Genomic DNA, 16,920 nt, shown 5'->3' on the forward strand with positions numbered 1-16,920 from the left:
GGCACTCCAGTTCGGACGTCCTGTCTCTCGACCGGGCACCGGGCGGCCTTGTGTACTGCAAGCGTGGTGGAACCGAGCACCGAGCAATTGGCGGCGTGCTGCGCGTCACGCCGGTGGATCGCGGCGGTCGCCGGGCGCCCCTACGCCGATCTCGCCGCGCTGCGCGCCGCGTCGAGGCGGGCGCTGGACGGCCTGGACTGGGCGGACGTCGAGGAGGCGCTCGCGGCGCATCCGCGCATCGGGGACCGGCCGGCCCGCGGCTCGCGGGAGGCCCGCTGGTCGCGCGGGGAGCAGGCCGGGGCGGCGGGCGCGGGCGCCGACGTTCAGGACGCCCTGGTCGCGGGAAACCGGGCCTATGAGGAGCGGTTCGGCCACGTGTTCCTGATCCGCGCGTCCGGGCGCTCCGCGCTGGAGATGCTCGCCGCGCTGCGGGAACGGCTCGGCAACGACCCCGCCGCCGAACGCGACGCCGTCCGCCGGGAGCTGGCGGAGATCGTCGACCTGCGGCTGGCCAGGATGACGGAGGAGGACGAGTGAGCCTTTCGACGCACGTACTGGACGCGGCGAAGGGGACGCCCGCCGCGGGCGTGGCCGTCCGGCTGGACCGCCGCGACGCCGTCGGTGGCTGGACGGTGCTCGCCGAGGCCCGCACCGACGCCGACGGCCGCGTCCGGGAGTGGGGCGCCGAACCCGGCGCGGGGGTGCACCGGCTGACGTTCGCCACCGAGGGGCTGTCGGACTTCTACCCCGAGGTCACGGTCGCGTTCACGATCGACGACCCGGGGCGGCACTACCACGTCCCGCTCCTGATCAGCCCGTTCGCGTACTCGACGTACCGGGGGAGCTAGTGGCGATCGTCCTCGGGCCCAACCGCTACGGCAAGGCGGAGACGCGCGTCGTCCGCGTGACGCGGGACGGCGGCACCCATCGGATCAAGGACCTGAACGTCAGCGTGGCCCTCTCCGGCGCCATGGACGACGTGCACCTGACCGGCGACAACACGGCCGTACTGCCGACCGACACCCAGAAGAACACCGTGTTCGCGTTCGCGAGGAAGCACGGCATCGGCGCGATCGAGGACTTCGGCCTCCTGCTCGCGCGGCACTTCACCGGCTCCCAGCCCGCGATCACCCATGCCCGGGTGGAGATCCGCGAGTACGGCTGGCGGCGGATCACGGGCGGCCACTCGTTCGTCCGGGACGGCGGCGAGGTGCGCACGGCGCTGGTGCACCGCGGCGCCGAGGCGGAGTCGGTCGTCTCGGGACTCACCGACCTGGTCGTCCTCAACTCCACCGGCAGCGAGTTCCACGGCTTCGCGCGGGACGAGTACACGACCCTCGAACCGACCGACGACCGGATCCTCGCGACCGCCGTGACCGCCCAGTGGCGGCACCGGAGCACGACCGGGGAATGGGACGACTCCTACGCCGCCGCCCGCGACGGCCTGCTGCGCGCGTTCGCCGAGACGCACAGCCTGTCGCTCCAGCAGACGCTCTACCAGATGGGCCGCCGCGTCCTGGCCGAGCGGCCCGAGGTGTGCGAGGTCCGGCTGTCGCTGCCCAACAGGCACCACTTCCCGGTCGACCTGGAGCCGTTCGGCATGGACAACGACAACGAGGTCTTCTTCGCGGCGGACCGTCCCTACGGGCTCATCGAGGGGACGGTGCTCACCGACGACGCGCCCGCCGCCCCGGCGGCCTTCGACTGACGCCGCCATGGAGGAATACTGAGACATGGACTTTCTACGACCGCTGACCTGGGAGGACGCGCTCGCCGCCAGGGCCGCGCGGCCGGGCGCCCTGCCCGTCCAGGGCGGCACCGACGTCATGGTCGAGATCAATTTCGACGCGCGGCGGCCCGAGGCGCTGCTCGACCTCACCCGGATCCGCGCCCTCGCCGAATGGGACACGGTGGACGGACGGCTCCGCGTCGGCGCCGGCGTCCCCTACGCGCGGCTGATCAGCGAGCTGGGCGGGCGGCTGCCCGGCCTCGCCCAGGCGTCCCGCACGGTCGGGTCGCCGCAGATCCGCAACCGCGGCACCGTCGGCGGCAACCTCGGCGCCGCCTCGCCCGCCGGAGACGGCCACCCGCCGCTGCTGGCCGGGGACGCGGTGGTCGAGGCCGAGTCGGCCGAGCGCGGCGTCCGGATGATCCCGGTCGCGGAGTTCTTCACCGGTGTGAAGCGCAACGCGCTCGCGCCGGACGAGCTGATCCGCGCGTTCTGGGCGCCGCCCGCGTCCGGCCCGCAGTACTTCTCCAAGATCGGCACCCGGAACGCGATGGTGATCGCCGTCTGCTCGTTCGCGGTCGCGCTGCACCCGGGCGAGCGCCGCGTCGGCACCGGCCTCGGCTCGGCCGCCCCGACCCCGCGCCGCGCGTCCGAGGCCGAGGCGTTCGCCACCGGCGAGCTGGACTGGGACGGGCGCCGCCCGCTCGCCGACGCCGCCGCGCGGCGCTTCGGCGAGCTCGTGCGGGACGCGGCGTCGCCGATCGACGACGTCCGCGGGACGGGCGGGTACCGCAGGCACGCGCTGGCGGTGCTGGCGCGCCGCACGCTCACCTGGGCCTGGGACGACTACCGCAGGGCGACCGTGGGAAAGGCGGCCTCGTGATGCGCGTGAACCTGACCGTCAACGGGTCCGAGGAAGCGGTGGACGAGGTGTGGGAGGGCGAGAGCCTGCTCTACATGCTCCGCGAGCGGATGGGCCTGCCCGGCTCCAAGAACGCCTGCGAGCAGGGCGAATGCGGCTCCTGCACCGTCTACCTGGACGGCGTGCCGGTGTGCGCCTGCCTGGTCGCGGCGGGCCAGGCCGAGGGCCGCGAGGTCGTCACGGTGGAGGGCCTGGCGCAGGGGCCGCCGGGCGAGGAGCGGCTCGACCCCGTCCAGGAGGCCTTCGTCGAGGCGGGCGCCGTCCAGTGCGGGTTCTGCACGCCCGGCCTGATCGTCCAGACGCACGACCTGATCGAGCGGAACCCGGCGCCGTCCGACGCGGAGATCCGCGAGGCGCTGGCCGGGAACCTGTGCCGCTGCACCGGCTACGAGAAGATCCTCGACGCGGTGCGCCTCGCGGCCGAGCGGCAGGCGGCCGCCGGATGAGGCGCGTCGTCATCGAGAACGCCCACGTCGCCACCGTGTCCGGGGACGAGTACCCGGGCGGCCACATCGTGGTCGAGGGCGACCGGATCACCTCCGTCGGACCCGGCCCCGCCCCGGAGGCGGGCGAGGGCGAGGCCGAGCGGATCGACGGCACCGGATGCCTCGCCACCCCAGGCCTGGTCAACTCCCACCACCACCTCTACCAGTGGGCCAGCCAGGGCATGGCCGTCGACGGCACCCTGTTCGAGTGGCTGACGACCCTCTACAAGCCGTGGTCGAAGATGGACGCCGAGGTCGTCGCCGGCGCCGCCACCGCCGGGCTCGGATGGCTCGCCAAGTCGGGCTGCACGACGTCCACCGACCACCACTACCTGTTCCCCAAGGGGCGCGGCGACCTGTTCGCGGCCGAGATCGAGGCCGCCCGGGAGATCGGCGTCCGGTTCCATCCGTGCCGGGGGTCGATGGACCGCGGCGCGTCGCAGGGCGGGCTGCCCCCGGACGAGGTCGTCGAGGACATCGACACGGTCCTCGCCGAGACCGAGGCCGCGATCGACCGCTACCACGACCCCTCGCCCGGCTCCCTGCTGCGCGTCGCCGTCGCGCCCTGCTCGCCGTTCTCCGTCACGCGGGACCTGCTGGTCGAGTCGGCCCGCCTGGCGCGCGGCAAGGGCGTGCGCCTGCACACCCACCTCGCCGAGACGCTCGACGAGGAGGAGCACACGCGGGAGCAGTTCGGCATGACGCCGGCCGAGTACATGGACTCGATCGGCTGGCTGGGTCCCGACGTGTGGCTCGCGCACTGCGTCCACCTTCACGACACCGACGTCAAGCGGCTCGCCGAGACCCGCACCGGCACCGCGCACTGCCCGAGCTCCAACGCCCGGCTCGGCGCCGGGATCGCCCGCGTGTCGCACCTGCTGGAGGCGGGCGCGGCGGTCGGCCTCGGCGTGGACGGGGCGGCGTCGGCCGAACTCGTCCCGCTGGCCGGGGAGCTGCGGCAGGCGATCTACATGCAGCGCGCCCGGTACGGGCCGACCGCGCTGAACGCCCGGCAGGCCCTGGAGATGGCGACGCTCGGCGGCGCCCGCTGCCTCGGCCGCGAGGACGAGCTCGGCTTCCTCGCACCGGGCGCGCTCGCCGACATCGCGCTCTGGCGCGTCGACGGCTTCCGCGCGGCGATCGACGACCCGGTCGTCGCGCTGGCGTTCGGCCCGACGCCGCCGCTGGAGCGCCTGCTCGTCGGCGGGCGCACGGTCGTGGACGGCGACACGCTCGTCACCGTCCCGCAGGACGAGGCCGCGCGGCGCGGCGCGGACGCCCAGCGCCGCCTGGTGCGCCTCGCGGAGGAGGTGCTCTGAATGACGACTTCGACCAGGAGCCCGGCCCGCCCCGCCGTCCAGGGGACCGGCGGGGTCGGCGAGAGCCCGCTGCGCCCCGACGGCACCCTCAAGGTCACCGGCGAGTTCGCCTACGCCTCCGACCTGTGGCTGGAGGGCATGCTGTGGGGCGCGACGCTCCGCAGCCCGCACCCCCGGGCGCGGATCCGGTCGCTCGACGTGGGCCCCGCCCTCGCGCTGCCCGGCGTCCGCGCCGTCCTCACCCACGAGGACGTGCCCGGCCGCAAGGTGTTCGGCATCGACCACACCGACGACCAGCCCGTCCTCGCCGTCGACCAGGTCCGTCACCAGGGCGAGCCGGTCGCGCTCGTCGCCGCCGACCACCCCGAGACGGCGCGGCGCGCGATGGACCTGGTCGCCGTCGGCTACGAGGTGCTGGAGCCGGTCACCGACCCGCGCGCGGTGATCGCCGACCCGGAGGGCCTGAAGGTCCAGGACCGCGGCGGCATCACCCGCCACCAGCCGGTCCGGGTCGGGGACGTGGACGCCGCCAGGGCCGCGGCGGCGGTCGTGGTGTCCGGCGAGTACGAGGTCGGCATCCAGGACCAGGCGTTCCTCGGGCCCGAGGCGGGCCTGGCGATCCCGGCCGAGGACGGCGGCGTCGACCTGCACGTCTCCACGCAGTGGATCCACAACGACCTCAAGCAGATCGCGCCGTGCCTCGCGCTCCGCGAGGACCAGATCCACATGACGCTCGCCGGGGTCGGCGGCGCGTTCGGCGGCCGCGAGGACCTGTCGATGCAGATCCACGCCGCGATGCTGGCGCTGCACACCGGCCGGCCCGTGAAGATGTCGTACAACCGGTACGAGTCGTTCTTCGGGCACGTCCACCGGCATCCCGCGCAGATGCGCTACGAGTACGGCGCCACGCGCGACGGGCGGCTCCTCTACGCCGACGTCGAGATCGTCCTGGACGGCGGGGCGTACACCTCGTCCACGATGAACGTCGTCGGGAACGCCGCCTCCCTGGGCGTCGGCCCCTACGAGATCCCCAACATCAGGATCGACGGGTACGGCGTCTACACCAACAACCCGCCGTGCGGAGCGATGCGCGGGTTCGGCGCCGTCCAGGCGTGCTTCGCCTACGAGTCGATGATGGACAAGCTCGGCGCCGCCTGCGGCCTCGACCCGGTAGAGATCCGCCGCCGCAACGCCGTCACCCAGGGGTCCAGGCTCGCTACCGGGCAGGTCATCGAGTCGCCCGCGCCGCTCGCGGACATGCTGACCCGCCTGGAGGCCATGCCGATGCCTCCCGGCTCCGACCGCCTCGACCTGCGCGACCTGCCGGGCGGCGTCTCCCAGACGACCCACGGCGAGGGCGTCGTGCGGGGCGTCGGCTACGGCGTCGGGATCAAGAACATCTGCTTCTCCGAGGGCTTCGACGACCTGTCCACGGCCCGCGTCCGGCTGGAGGTCATCGGCGGGGAGGCCACCGCGCTCGTGCACACCGCCGCCGCCGAGGTCGGGCAGGGCCTCGTCACGATCAAGGCGCAGATCGCGCGGACCGAGCTCGGCGTCCAGAAGGTCACGATCGCCCCGGCCGACAACCGGGTCGGCGACGCCGGGTCCTCCAGCGCGTCCCGCCAGTCGTACATGACGGGCGGGGCGGTCAAGGCGGCCTGCGAGGCGGTCCGCGCCGAACTCCTCGCGCTCGCCGCCCGCCGCTACGGCCGCACCGACCTCACCGTCGCCGGCGGGAAGATCATCTCGCGGGCCGGGGGCACGCTCGGCACGATCGAGGACGTCCTCGGCGAGACCGCCATCGAGGAGACCCGCGAGTACCACCACCGCCCCACGACACCGCTCGACCCGGTCACCGGGCAGGGCCGCAGCCACACCCAGCTCGCGCTCTGCGTGCACCGCGCCGTCGTCGACGTGGACGTGGAACTCGGCCTCGTCAAGGTCGTCGAGCTGGCCGCCGTCCAGGACGTGGGCAGGATCCTCAACCGGACGGCGCTGGAGGGGCAGATCCACGGCGGCACCGCGCAGGGCCTCGGGCTGGCGCTGATGGAGGAGATCGTCGTGTCCGGCGGCACGGTCCGCAACCCGTCCTTCACCGACTACCTGATCCCCACCATCCTCGACATGCCGCCGATGCGCCTGGACATCCTGGAGAACGCCGACCCGGAGGCCCCCTACGGGCTGCGCGGCGCCGGTGAGCCGCCCACGCTGTCGTCCACGCCCGCCGTCGTCGCCGCGATCAGGGACGCGACGGGCAGGGCGCTGACGCGCGTCCCCGTCCGCCCGGAGCACATCGTGGCCGGCCCATGACGCGGGACGGCCTCGTCATCCGTTCCCGCCGGACCGTCCTGCCCGAAGGAGAGCGACCGGCGGCCGTCTCGGTCCGCGCCGGCCGCATCACCGCGATCTCGCCCTACGACACCGCCGCCTCGGTGGACCTGGGCGACGTCGCGCTGCTCCCCGGGCTCGTCGACACCCACGTCCACATCAACGAGCCGGGGCGCACCGAATGGGAGGGCTTCGCCACCGCCACCCGGGCCGCGGCGGCGGGCGGCGTCACCACGCTCATCGACATGCCGCTCAACTCGCTGCCCCCGACGGTCGACCCGGCCGCACTGGAGGCCAAACGCGCCGCCGCCGAAGGCGCCTGCGCCGTGGACGTCGGCTTCTGGGGCGGCGCCATCCCCGGCAACACGCCCTCGCTCCGCCCCCTGCACGACCTCGGCGTCTTCGGCTTCAAGTGCTTCACCTCCGACTCGGGCGTCCCGGAGTTCCCGCCGCTGGCACCCGCCGAGATGAAAGCGGCGTTCCGCGAGATCGCCTCCTTCGGCGGCCTGGTCATCGTGCACGCCGAGGACCCGGCCTCCCTGTCCCCGCCGTCCGGCGGCGACTACCAGGCCTTCCTCGACTCACGCCCGCCCTCCGCCGAACGCCGGGCCGTCGAGCGGGTCGTCCGGCTGGCAGAGGAGACGGGGGTGCGCGCCCACATCCTGCACCTCTCGGCGGCCGACTGCCTGGACGTCCTCGCCAAAGCCCGAGCGGACGGCCTGCCGGTGACCGCCGAGACCTGCCCGCACTACCTGACCCTCTGCGACGGCGACGCGGGGACCACCTCGTTCAAGTGCTGCCCGCCCATCCGCGACGCCGCCAACCGCGACCGGCTCTGGGAGGGCCTCGCCACCGGCGTGATCTCCTGCGTCGTCACCGACCACTCGCCCTGCGCGCCCGACCTGAAACGCGGCGACTTCGCCACCGCGTGGGGCGGCGTCTCGTCGCTGCAACTCGGGCTGCCCGCCGTCTGGACGGCGGCCCGCGCCCGCGGCCACGACCTGGCCGCGGTGGTCCGCTGGATGTCCGAGGCCCCCGCCGCCCTCGCCGCCGTCCCCGGCAAGGGCGCCATCGCCCCCGGAAACGACGCCGACCTGGTCGCCTTCGCCCCCGACGAGACGTTCACCGTCGACCCCGCGTCCCTCCACCACCGCCACCCCGTCACCCCCTACGAGGGCCGAACGCTGACGGGAGTCGTCCACGCCACCTGGCTGCGCGGCACACGCGTCGGCGACGCACCGACCGGACGCCTGCTCACCCGCGCGGAGGCACGATGACCGGCTTCACCTCCCTGCCGGACCTGGCCGTCCGCACGCTCGGCGGCTCGGTCGTCGCCGCCAGCGACGAGTCCTTCGCCGAGAAGGAGAACCTGCTCAACCCCTGGGAGCCCGCGTTCCGGCCGGAGACCTTCGGCCCGAAGGGCCAGCTCTACGACGGCTGGGAGACCGCCCGCCGCCGCACCCCCGGCCACGACTGGGCCCTGATCCGCCTGGGCCTCCCGGGCCAGATCCACGGCATCGTCATCGACACGGCCTGGTTCAAGGGCAACTACCCCCCACACGCCTCGGTGGAGGCCTGCTTCGCCGAGGGCTACCCGGCCCCCGCCGAACTGGAAGCCGCCGACTGGACGGAGATCGTCCCGAAAACGTCCCTAAAGGGCGACACCGCGCACACTCGTCCGACCACCGAATCAGAACGCGTCTTCACCCACGTCCGCCTCAACATGTTTCCGGACGGCGGCATCGCGCGGCTCCGCGTCCACGGCAGGGCCGTCCCGAACCCCGCGTACCTGACGGGCCTGACGGTGGACCTGGCCGCACTGGAGAACGGCGCCCGCGTCCTCGACTGCTCCGACCGCTTCTACTCGTCCCCCGACAACATGCTGTTCCCCGGTCTGGCCCGCACCCAGGCCGAAGGCTGGGAAACAGCCCGCCGCCGCGACACCGGCAACGACTGGGCAGAAATAGCCCTGGCCGCCCCCGGCACCATCGAACTGGCCGAGCTCGACACCACGAACCTCAAATTTAACGCCCCCGCCGAAGCCCGACTAACGGCCACCACCCCCCAAGGCGACCACACCGTCATCTTGCAGCGCACCCGCCTGCAACCCGACACCCGCCACCGCTACCGCCTGAAGACCCCAGAGGTAGCGAAGGTCCGCCTGGACATCTACCCCGACGGCGGCCTGGCCCGCCTACGCCTCTGGGGCCCACTAAAGCCCGAAGTCGAACAAGCCCTAACAACCCACTGGAACACGCATACTCGCCAATAATGGACTGTGATGCGCATCACACGCTCAGTAATTGAATAGTCACGGCATCTAACAGTGTTGGTCAAGTAACTTGCCGTGCATGGTAAGCGCCAAACACGAAGGGCCCATCCAGATAATCCGGGACAATCCGGAAGTCGTAGCCCAATTACTCCATACCGCATTCGGGATCGCTGTGTCGGACGCGGCCACCATCAGGTCGACAAGTGAGACCTGTACCCAGCTGGCCCCCGCCGCCTACGTCGCCGACAACGTAGTGGAGATCTGCGAAGCCGGATCGACCGAACCCACAATCGGCGTCATCGCCGAAACCCAGCTCGCCAAGGACCCCAGAAAGCACGGCAGTTGGCCGCTTTACTTGACCTCGCTGCACGCCAAGCTCATGTGTCCGTGCTACCTCCTGGTCATCTGTCCCAGTCGCTCGGTGGCGGAGTGGGCGCGCGAGACGATCCAGATCGGCCACCCGGGCTTCAATCTCGCTCCCTACGTGCTGGGCCCCGGCATGGGGCCTCTGGTCACCACTCCCGACCAGGCCGCGCAGATGCCTGAGATGACCGTTCTGGCCGCACTGGCCAACATCATCCCGAAAGACAAGGAGTCCCTGAAAATCACGCACGCCGCCCTCGCCACCATCTCGAACGAGGACGAGGAAATCGGCAAGCAGTACACTGACCTGGTGGTGGACGTGCTCTCGAAAGCCGCCCAGGAGATCTTGGAGGGGTACGTGAACACCGGAGTCGCCGGATACAAGTACAAGAGCAGCCCGTTCCGGCGCCTGCACGCCGAGGGCAAGGCCGAGGGCAAGGCCGAAGGTGAGGCGGAGTCGGTGCTGAAGGTGCTCGACGCGCGGGGGCTTTCGGTGTCGGAGGAGGTGCGGGAGCAGATCCTGGGCTGCGCCGACCCGGAGCAGTTGGACCAGTGGCTGGTCCGCGCCGCAACGGCCGAGAGCGCCGACCACCTCTTCGGCTGAGTCGTTCGCGGTCTTCGGGTGAGAACGCCCCCGGTGGGTGCCGGGGGCGTTTTCTCGGTCACAAGGCCTCGGTGGGGTCCTCCAGGAGGTCGTCGAACTCGCCGTCCTTGACGCCTGCGATGAAGGCGTCCCACTCGGCCTCGGTGAAGTAGAGGATCGGGCCCTCGGGGTTCTTGGCGTCGCGCATGACGACGGCCCGCTCACCGAAGTCCTTGTGCTGGACGGGGACGTCCTTGCCATCGATGAACTCGATGATGACCCCGTCGCTGAGGATCGGTTCCTGTCCGGTCACTGGCACCCCTTCAACGTCCTGGCTCCTGTCGGATCCCAGGCTAATGGGGAAGGCATGGGCGGCACGTGGGAAAGCGGTGACTCTCCGTTCGTCTCCGCTGCCGCTCAGTCGATGAGGAGGCGCGAGGCGGTGATCTCCAGGCGGGCCTGGATCTCCTCGGCGGTGGCGTTGCCGCGCAGCATCTCGATCATCTCCATGGTCCAGATGCCGGACAGGGCGCGCGCGACGAGGCGGCGGGGGTCCTCGGCGGGGATGGCCTCCGGCGGGCCGGACGCGGCGCGCAGGAGCAGTTCGCTCATGCGGTCGCCGAAGTCGGTCTTGACGTCGGACAGCAGAAGGGAGCGGATCAGCGCCTCGGCCAGCTCCGGCTCGCGCATCAGGCCGCGGGTGGCGCGCATCAGCACCTCGACGGCGCGGTCCGGGGCGCCGCCGGCGCTGGGCGGGCGGCGCTCGATGCTGCCTTCGAGGAGGTCGAGCTCCTCGCTGACGACGGCGACGACCAGGTCCATCTTGGACGGGAAGTAGCGGTAGAGGGTGCCGAGGGCGACGCCCGCGCGCTCGGACACGGTGCGCATCTGCATCGCCTCGATGCCGCCGCGCGATGCGAGCGCCGCGGCCGCCTGGACGATACGCTTGCGCCGCTGGTGCTGGCTGCGGGAGCGCACGCCCTGGCCGCCCGGCTGACCCCGGGTCTCGTCCCCGGTCACTGTCGGCTCTGCGGTCACGGTCGCCTTCCCTTCTGTGCGGGCCCGGTCGCCCGACGCGTCCCTCCCAGGGTACCGCTCTCGCGAGAACCTGTTATCTGATCAGCTCATCGCGATCTCGTCCCCGGCCGCCCGTGCCCCTCCGGTTCCCCATGACACCCAGGCGAACCGGCTTGCGGGCGAGAGAGATCGACCCCCTGGACACTTAGTAGAATCTGTTCTACTTTTTCGCCGTGGGACGGAGCGGGGAGGTGGGCCGGTGAGCGTCGCGGCGCTGCTGGAGGCGCGGGCGGACGACGACCGCCCCGGGCTGCGGTCCGCCGACGACGGCCGGGCCTGGACGTGGCGGGAGGTCGTCGCCGAATGCGCGGCGCGCGCCGCGTGGCTGGCCGGTGAGGCCCGTCCCGACCGGCCGGTCCACGTCGGCGTCCTCCTCGACAACGATCCCGAGGTGGTGTTCCTCCTCGGAGGCGCGGCGCTGTCGGGGGCGGTGGTCGTGGCGCTGAACCCGACGCGGAGCGCCGCCGAGCTGGCGGGCGACGCCGAGCGCGCCGACTGCGATCTCGTGCTGACCCGGCCGCGGTACGCCGGGAAGGCCGCCGCGCTCGGGCTCCCGGTCGTGGACGTGAACGCGTTCCACGACCTGATCGCGCCCCACGCGGGCTCCGCGCCTCCGGGCGCCTCGGCGGTCGGGCCCGGCACGCTGCTGATGCTGATCTTCACCTCCGGGACGTCGGGCCGGCCGCGGGCCGTCCGCGTCACCCACCGGAAGGTGGTCGTGCCGGGCGAGATGCTCGCTGTTCGACGGGTACTACAAGGAGGACGCCCCGGACCGCCTCCGCGACGGCATGTTCTGGAGCGGCGACCTCGCCTACGCCGACGCGGACGGCTACGTCTTCTTCGCCGGGCGCAGCGGCGACCGGCTCCGCGTGGACGGCGAGAACTTCGGCGCCGTCCAGGTGGAACGGGTTCTGGCGGAGTTTCCCGGCGTCCGGCGGCTCGCCGTGTACGGGGTGCCGGACGCGGCGTCCGGCGACCAGGTGATGCTCGCCGTCGCCGCCGACGCCTTCGACCCGGGCGCGTTCGCCGGCTACCTGCGCGGGCGAGCCGACCTCGGGCCGAAGTGGATCCCGCGGTACGTCCGGGTGGCGCGGGAGCTGCCCGCGACCGCCTCCAACAAGATCCTCAAGCGCCGGCTGGCCCGGGAGGCCTGGCAGGCCGACGACCCGGTGTGGTGGCGGCCCGGCCGCGGCCTCGACTACCGCCCGATGACCGCGGCGGACGCGGCCGCGCTGCGGGACGAGTTCGAGCGCCGCGGCCGGCTGCACCTGCTGGAAGGGAGCGGATGAGTGGACTTCAACCTCGACGAGACCCAGCAAGAGATCAAGGGGCTCGCGGCGGACGTGCTCGCGCGGGAGGCCGCGCAGGAGCGGCTGGAGGCGTTCGAGAAGAGCGGGGCGCCCTATGACGACGTGACGTGGAAGGCGCTCGCGCAGGCGGGGCTGCTCGGCGTCGTCCTGCCCGAGGACGCGGGCGGCGCCGGGCTCGGTCCGGTCGAGCTGGCGGTGATCCTGCGGGAGGTCGGGGTGCGCACCGCGCCCGTCCCGGCGTACGCGTCGCTCGCGCTCGCGGCCGTCCCGATCGGGGCGCACGGGACGGCGGAGCAGCGCGCCCTGCTCGCCCCGCTCACCGAGGGCGCGACGGTCCTGACGGGCGCGTACCGCGAGGTCGGCCCGGCAGGCGAGGTCGCCGCGACGGCCCGCGCGGACGGCGGCGGCCACGTGCTGGACGGTGTGAAGACGTTCGTCCCGTACGCGCGGGAGGCGTCCCTGATCCTGGTCCCGGCCCGCGTCGAGGGCGGCGGCGTCGGGGTGTTCCTCGTGGAGCCCGCCGCCGTGACGATCACCGAGCAGCCGTCGGCGACGTCCGAGCCGCTGTCGCGGGTGGCCCTGGACGGTGTCCGGGTCGGCGCGGACGCGCTGCTCGGCGGGACGGCGGACGGCGCCGCCTGGGACACCCTGCGCCGCTCGGCCGTCGCGGGCGCGGTCGCCGTCGCGTCCGGCGTCATCGAGGGCGCGCTGGAGCTGACGAAGGAGTACACGAAGACGCGCGAGCAGTTCGGACGGGCGCTCGCGCAGTTCCAGGCGGTGACGATGCAGATCGGCGACGTCTACATCGCCAAGCGCGCGCTGGACGTGGCCGTGTGGGCGGGCGTGTGGCGCCTCGCGCAGGGCGCGGACGACGCCGAGGAGGTCCTCACCGTCGCCGCCTACAACGCGTGCGACCCCGTGGTGAAGGCGCTCTATACCTGCCAGCACCTGCACGGCGGGATCGGCCTGGACATCACCTACCCGCTGCACCGGTACTTCGCCTGGGGCAAGCACTGCGGGCATCTGCTCGGGGGCGGCGAGGACCGGCTCGACGCGCTCGGCGCCCTCATCGCCCAGGAGGCCTGAATGTTCATCGACCTGACCGACGAGCAGAAGCGGCTGCGCGCCGAGCTGCGCGAGTACTTCGAGAACTGCCTGACCGCGGAGCAGCGCGCGGCCATCCGCGCCGACCCGTTCGGCCCGCCCTACCTGGAGCACTGCCGGCGCCTCGGCCGCGACGGGATGCTCGGCGTCGCGCTCCCGAAGGAGTACGGGGGCCGCGGCTACGGCCCGGTCGAGCAGACGATCTTCGCCACGGAGATCGCCCGCGCCGAGGTCACCTACCCGCTGATCACGCTGAACTCCGTGGCGCCGACGATCCTGCAGTACGGGTCGGACGCGCACAAGGAGCGGTTCATCCCGCGCATCCTCGCCGGCGAGTGCCACTTCGCGATCGGCTACAGCGAGCCGGGCGCCGGCACCGACCTCGCGGCGCTGCGCACCACCGCCGTCCGGGACGGCGACCACTACGTCGTCAACGGCCAGAAGATCTTCACCTCCGGCGCGCACCACGCCGACTACGTGTGGCTCGCGGCCCGCACCGACCCGGAGGCCAAGAAGCACAAGGGCATCTCGATGCTCATCGTGGACTGCGCGGACCCGGGCTTCTCCTGGACACCGATCATCACGATGGACGGCGCGCACCACACGAACTCGACGTACTTCCAGGACGTCCGCGTCCCGGCCGACATGCTGATCGGCGAGGAGAACAAGGGCTGGGACCTCATCGTCAACCAGCTCAACCACGAGCGGGTCACGCTCGGACCGGCGGGGAACATCGGGCACACCCACGTCCGGTTCGCGCGCTGGGCCCGCCGGACCACGGGTCCGGGCGGCCGCCCGCTCATCGAGGAGCCCGCCGTGCGCCGCGCGGTCGCGCAGGTCTACGCCTACCTGCGCGCCAACGAGCTCCTGAACTGGCAGGTCGCGGCGAACCAGGACCTCGGCTGGCTCGGCGCGGCCGACGCGTCCGCCACCAAGATCTACGCCTCGGAGCGGATGCAGGAGGTCGGCCGGATCGTCGGGGACGTCCTGGCCCGGTACGGCGACCCGGGAGACCCGGAGACGGCGGACTTCATGGAGTCCCAGGACCGGCTCGCCAAGGGCGCGCTCGTGCTGACCTTCGGCGGCGGCGTCAACGAGATCCAGCGCGAGCTGATCGCCATGATCGGCCTCGGGCTGCCCCGGGCGCCGCGCTGATGCCGCGGGGGGTCAGCTGGGTCAGGCGGCGGTCCGCCGCCTGACCGCGTCGGGCCGCCCGGCCGTCAGACCCGCCTGGCCCGCGCCTTCTTCGGTTCGGCGCCGTGGGCGAAGCCGCTCGCGTCCCGCGGGTCGCGGTGGGCGTGCACGTGGGAGTGCAGCCGGGACGTGGTGCGCCGCAGGTCTTCCATGAACAGGTCGGCGAGGTCGTGCCCGAACCCGTTGCGCACCACGACGCGCAGGACGTCGAGGTCGGTGCGGTTCTCAGGGAAGCTGTAGGCGGGCACGAGCCACCCGTGCTCGCGCAGCGCGGCGGACGCGTCGTAGACGGTGAAGCCGGTGTCCTCCCGGGTGCGGAACGCGAACACCGGGAGTTCGCCGCCGTCGGTGAGCGTCTCGTACGGGCCGAGCCCCCCGATCTCGGCGGCGAGCCGGGTCGCGACGTCCCGGCACCCCTGCTGGACGCGCCGGTACCCGTCGAAGCCGAGCCGCAGGAAGTTGTAGTACTGGGCGACGACCTGCGCCCCGGGGCGGGAGAAGTTCAGCGCGAACGTGGGCATGTCGCCGCCGAGGTAGTTGACGTGGAAGACGAGGTCGTCCGGGAGCGCGTCCTCGTCCCGCCACAGCGCCCAGCCCACGCCCGGCATGACGAGCCCGTACTTGTGGCCGGAGGTGTTGATGGAGGCGACCCGGGGCAGCCGGAAGTCCCAGAGCAGGCCGGGGTCGAGGAACGGGGCGATCATCGCGCCTGACGCGCCGTCGACGTGGATCGGGACGTCGAGCCCGGTGCGGGCCTGGAGGTCGTCGAGCGCGGCCGCGATGGCGGCCACCGGCTCGTAGCTCCCGTCGAAGGTGGAGCCGAGGACGGCGACGACGCCGATGGTGTTCTCGTCGCACAGCTCCACGGCCTCCCGCGCGCCGAGGTGGTAGCGGCCGCCCTCCATCGGCACGTAGCGGGGCTCGACCTCGAAGTAGTTCGCGAACTTCTCCCAGCAGATCTGCACGTTGACGCCCATGACGAGGTTCGGGCGGTCCGCCGTCCCGCCCGCGGCCCGCCGCCGCTCCCGCCAGCGGCGCTTGAGCGCGAGGCCGCCGAGCATCGCGGCCTCGCTCGACCCGGTGGTGGAGCAGCCCACCGCGTGGTGCGGGTCCTCCGCGTTCCACAGCCGGGCGAGCATGCGCACGCAGCGCATCTCCAGCTCGGCGGTGCGCGGGTACTCGTCCTTGTCGATCATGTTCTTCTCGGCGCACTCGGCCATCAGCAGCCGCGCCTCCGGCTCGGCCCACGTCGACACGAACGTCGCCAGGTTCAGCCGCGCGTTGCCGTCCAGCATCAGCTCGTCGTGGACGACCTGGTAGGCGGTGGACGGCTCCATCTCCCCGGCGGGCAGCCGGTACCGCGGGACCGACAGCGGCTCCCGGGTGAAGATCGGGTTGATCTCCAGGTCACGGGCGCCGCGCCCGGGGCGGGACGGGTGCTTCGGAGCCATGTCGCCCTCCTCGTCCGTGCGGGGACGGGGCGTCCCCCGGTACCGCACGACAAGTACCCGCCGCGCCGCGGCGCACACCACGCGTGGACGCGTCTCCGCAGGTCAGTCGGGCGGCGGGGCGGGCTCGTCGAAGCCGTTCTCCAGGATGGCGAAGGCCTGGTCGACGGTCTCCGACAGCGTGGCGAACGTCCCGCCGAGGCGGCGGGTGGCGTCGGCGGCGGCCTGGAACGCGCAGGTGGTGGCCGCGGCGACGACGTGCGGGCGCAGCTCCGTGGCGGGGTCGAGGCCCATCCGCTCGGCGATGACCTCGGTGAGCAGCGCCTGCTTCTTCTGCGCGTGCTCCAGGCTGCCCGCCATCAGCGTCGGGCTGTCGCTCATCATCGCGAGCATGCACTCGAAGCGGCCGGGGTCGAAGCCGAGCTCGCCCGCTTCGCAGGCGTGCGCGATCTCCACCACGGTGTGCCGCAGCGCGGTCATGATCGGCTCGTCCGGGGGGCGTTCGGCGAGCCTGCCCAGCACGGCGCGGGTCTGCTCTTCCTGGAAGGTGAGGGCGACGTCCTCTTTCGAGGCGAAGTAGCGGAAGAACGTGCGGGACGAGACGTCCACGGCGTCGGCGATCTCCTCGACGGTGGTGGCGTCGAACCCCTTCTCGGCGAAGAGGGTGAACGCGGCGTCGACGAGCGCCTCTCGGGTGCGCTGCTTCTTGCGTTCGCGCCTGCCCGGGGGCGGGGAACCGGGGCCGGACGTGCCGGTCTCGGGGGCGGTCGCGGTCATGCGCGCATT

The 16,920-nt window shown here is 72.8% G+C and carries 17 protein-coding genes and 1 pseudogene; 14 read left to right on the forward strand and 4 right to left on the reverse strand.

What is annotated here, in order from left to right; translation table 11 throughout:
* Positions 1-63 precede the first annotated feature (63 nt).
* The 10 genes from uraD (at position 64) to BKA00_RS37895 (ending at position 10,022) form a co-directional block, all read left to right on the forward strand.
* Positions 64-537, forward strand: coding sequence for a 2-oxo-4-hydroxy-4-carboxy-5-ureidoimidazoline decarboxylase (uraD, locus tag BKA00_RS37850; protein ID WP_230298751.1), 474 nt, complete (start codon positions 64-66; stop codon positions 535-537).
* Positions 534-848, forward strand: a complete 315-nt coding sequence (gene uraH / locus BKA00_RS37855) for a hydroxyisourate hydrolase (RefSeq protein WP_185033361.1) — start codon at positions 534-536, stop codon at positions 846-848. Before uraD ends, uraH begins: the two co-directional genes overlap by 4 nt.
* Positions 848-1,708: a factor-independent urate hydroxylase gene (gene pucL, locus BKA00_RS37860; protein ID WP_185033362.1), complete on the forward strand. Its 861-nt coding sequence runs from the start codon at positions 848-850 to the stop codon at positions 1,706-1,708. Before uraH ends, pucL begins: the two co-directional genes overlap by 1 nt.
* Positions 1,709-1,733: 25 nt before the next feature.
* Positions 1,734-2,612 carry an FAD binding domain-containing protein gene (locus BKA00_RS37865; RefSeq protein WP_185033364.1) on the forward strand — a complete coding sequence of 293 codons (879 nt, stop codon included), beginning with the start codon at positions 1,734-1,736 and terminating at the stop codon, positions 2,610-2,612.
* Complete coding sequence (locus BKA00_RS37870) at positions 2,612-3,097, forward strand: (2Fe-2S)-binding protein (protein ID WP_185033367.1); 486 nt, start codon at positions 2,612-2,614, stop codon at positions 3,095-3,097. Before BKA00_RS37865 ends, BKA00_RS37870 begins: the two co-directional genes overlap by 1 nt.
* On the forward strand, positions 3,094-4,455 hold the full coding sequence (locus tag BKA00_RS37875; protein WP_185033369.1) for an 8-oxoguanine deaminase: 1,362 nt from the start codon (positions 3,094-3,096) through the stop codon (positions 4,453-4,455). Before BKA00_RS37870 ends, BKA00_RS37875 begins: the two co-directional genes overlap by 4 nt.
* On the forward strand, positions 4,456-6,765 hold the full coding sequence (pucD, locus tag BKA00_RS37880) for a xanthine dehydrogenase subunit D (protein ID WP_185033372.1): 2,310 nt from the start codon (positions 4,456-4,458) through the stop codon (positions 6,763-6,765).
* Positions 6,762-8,060: an allantoinase AllB gene (gene allB, locus BKA00_RS37885; RefSeq protein WP_185033374.1), complete on the forward strand. Its 1,299-nt coding sequence runs from the start codon at positions 6,762-6,764 to the stop codon at positions 8,058-8,060. Before pucD ends, allB begins: the two co-directional genes overlap by 4 nt.
* Positions 8,057-9,055: an allantoicase gene (gene alc, locus BKA00_RS37890; protein ID WP_185033376.1), complete on the forward strand. Its 999-nt coding sequence runs from the start codon at positions 8,057-8,059 to the stop codon at positions 9,053-9,055. The genes allB and alc overlap by 4 nt, the downstream gene beginning before the upstream one ends.
* A gap of 79 nt (positions 9,056-9,134) precedes the next feature.
* Positions 9,135-10,022, forward strand: a complete 888-nt coding sequence (locus BKA00_RS37895) for an RpnC/YadD family protein (RefSeq protein WP_185033378.1) — start codon at positions 9,135-9,137, stop codon at positions 10,020-10,022.
* A 58-nt stretch (positions 10,023-10,080) separates the two neighbouring features.
* Here BKA00_RS37895 and BKA00_RS37900 read toward each other — a convergent pair whose 3' ends face one another.
* Together BKA00_RS37900 and BKA00_RS37905 are read right to left on the reverse strand one after the other, a co-directional pair.
* Complete coding sequence (locus tag BKA00_RS37900) at positions 10,081-10,314, reverse strand: DUF397 domain-containing protein (protein WP_185033380.1); 234 nt, start codon at positions 10,312-10,314, stop codon at positions 10,081-10,083.
* A 104-nt stretch (positions 10,315-10,418) separates the two neighbouring features.
* Positions 10,419-11,039, reverse strand: a complete 621-nt coding sequence (locus BKA00_RS37905; protein WP_230298752.1) for a TetR family transcriptional regulator — start codon at positions 11,037-11,039, stop codon at positions 10,419-10,421.
* A 238-nt stretch (positions 11,040-11,277) separates the two neighbouring features.
* On the opposite strand from BKA00_RS37905, the pseudogene BKA00_RS39595 reads away from it, so the two are divergent.
* The 4 genes and pseudogenes from BKA00_RS39595 to BKA00_RS37920 form a co-directional block, all read left to right on the forward strand.
* A pseudogene (locus BKA00_RS39595) lies at positions 11,278-11,736 on the forward strand (AMP-binding protein); the annotation flags it as partial.
* A 130-nt stretch (positions 11,737-11,866) separates the two neighbouring features.
* Positions 11,867-12,367 carry an AMP-binding enzyme gene (locus BKA00_RS39600; protein WP_230298753.1) on the forward strand — a complete coding sequence of 167 codons (501 nt, stop codon included), beginning with the start codon at positions 11,867-11,869 and terminating at the stop codon, positions 12,365-12,367.
* Positions 12,368-13,474 carry an acyl-CoA dehydrogenase family protein gene (locus tag BKA00_RS37915; protein ID WP_185033382.1) on the forward strand — a complete coding sequence of 369 codons (1,107 nt, stop codon included), beginning with the start codon at positions 12,368-12,370 and terminating at the stop codon, positions 13,472-13,474.
* The gene (locus tag BKA00_RS37920; protein ID WP_185033384.1) at positions 13,475-14,647 is read left to right on the forward strand and encodes an acyl-CoA dehydrogenase family protein; all 1,173 of its coding nucleotides are present in this window, start codon (positions 13,475-13,477) and stop codon (positions 14,645-14,647) included.
* A gap of 65 nt (positions 14,648-14,712) precedes the next feature.
* Here the strand turns inward: BKA00_RS37920 and gad are convergent, their stop codons facing one another.
* Positions 14,713-16,137, reverse strand: a complete 1,425-nt coding sequence (gad, locus tag BKA00_RS37925; protein WP_185033386.1) for a glutamate decarboxylase — start codon at positions 16,135-16,137, stop codon at positions 14,713-14,715.
* Positions 16,138-16,239: 102 nt separating this feature from the next.
* On the reverse strand, positions 16,240-16,911 hold the full coding sequence (locus BKA00_RS37930) for a TetR family transcriptional regulator (RefSeq protein WP_185033387.1): 672 nt from the start codon (positions 16,909-16,911) through the stop codon (positions 16,240-16,242).
* Positions 16,912-16,920: the final 9 nt, after the last annotated feature.

Origin of the sequence: Actinomadura coerulea, assembly GCF_014208105.1 — a bacterium.
Taxonomy (GTDB): domain Bacteria; phylum Actinomycetota; class Actinomycetes; order Streptosporangiales; family Streptosporangiaceae; genus Spirillospora; species Spirillospora coerulea.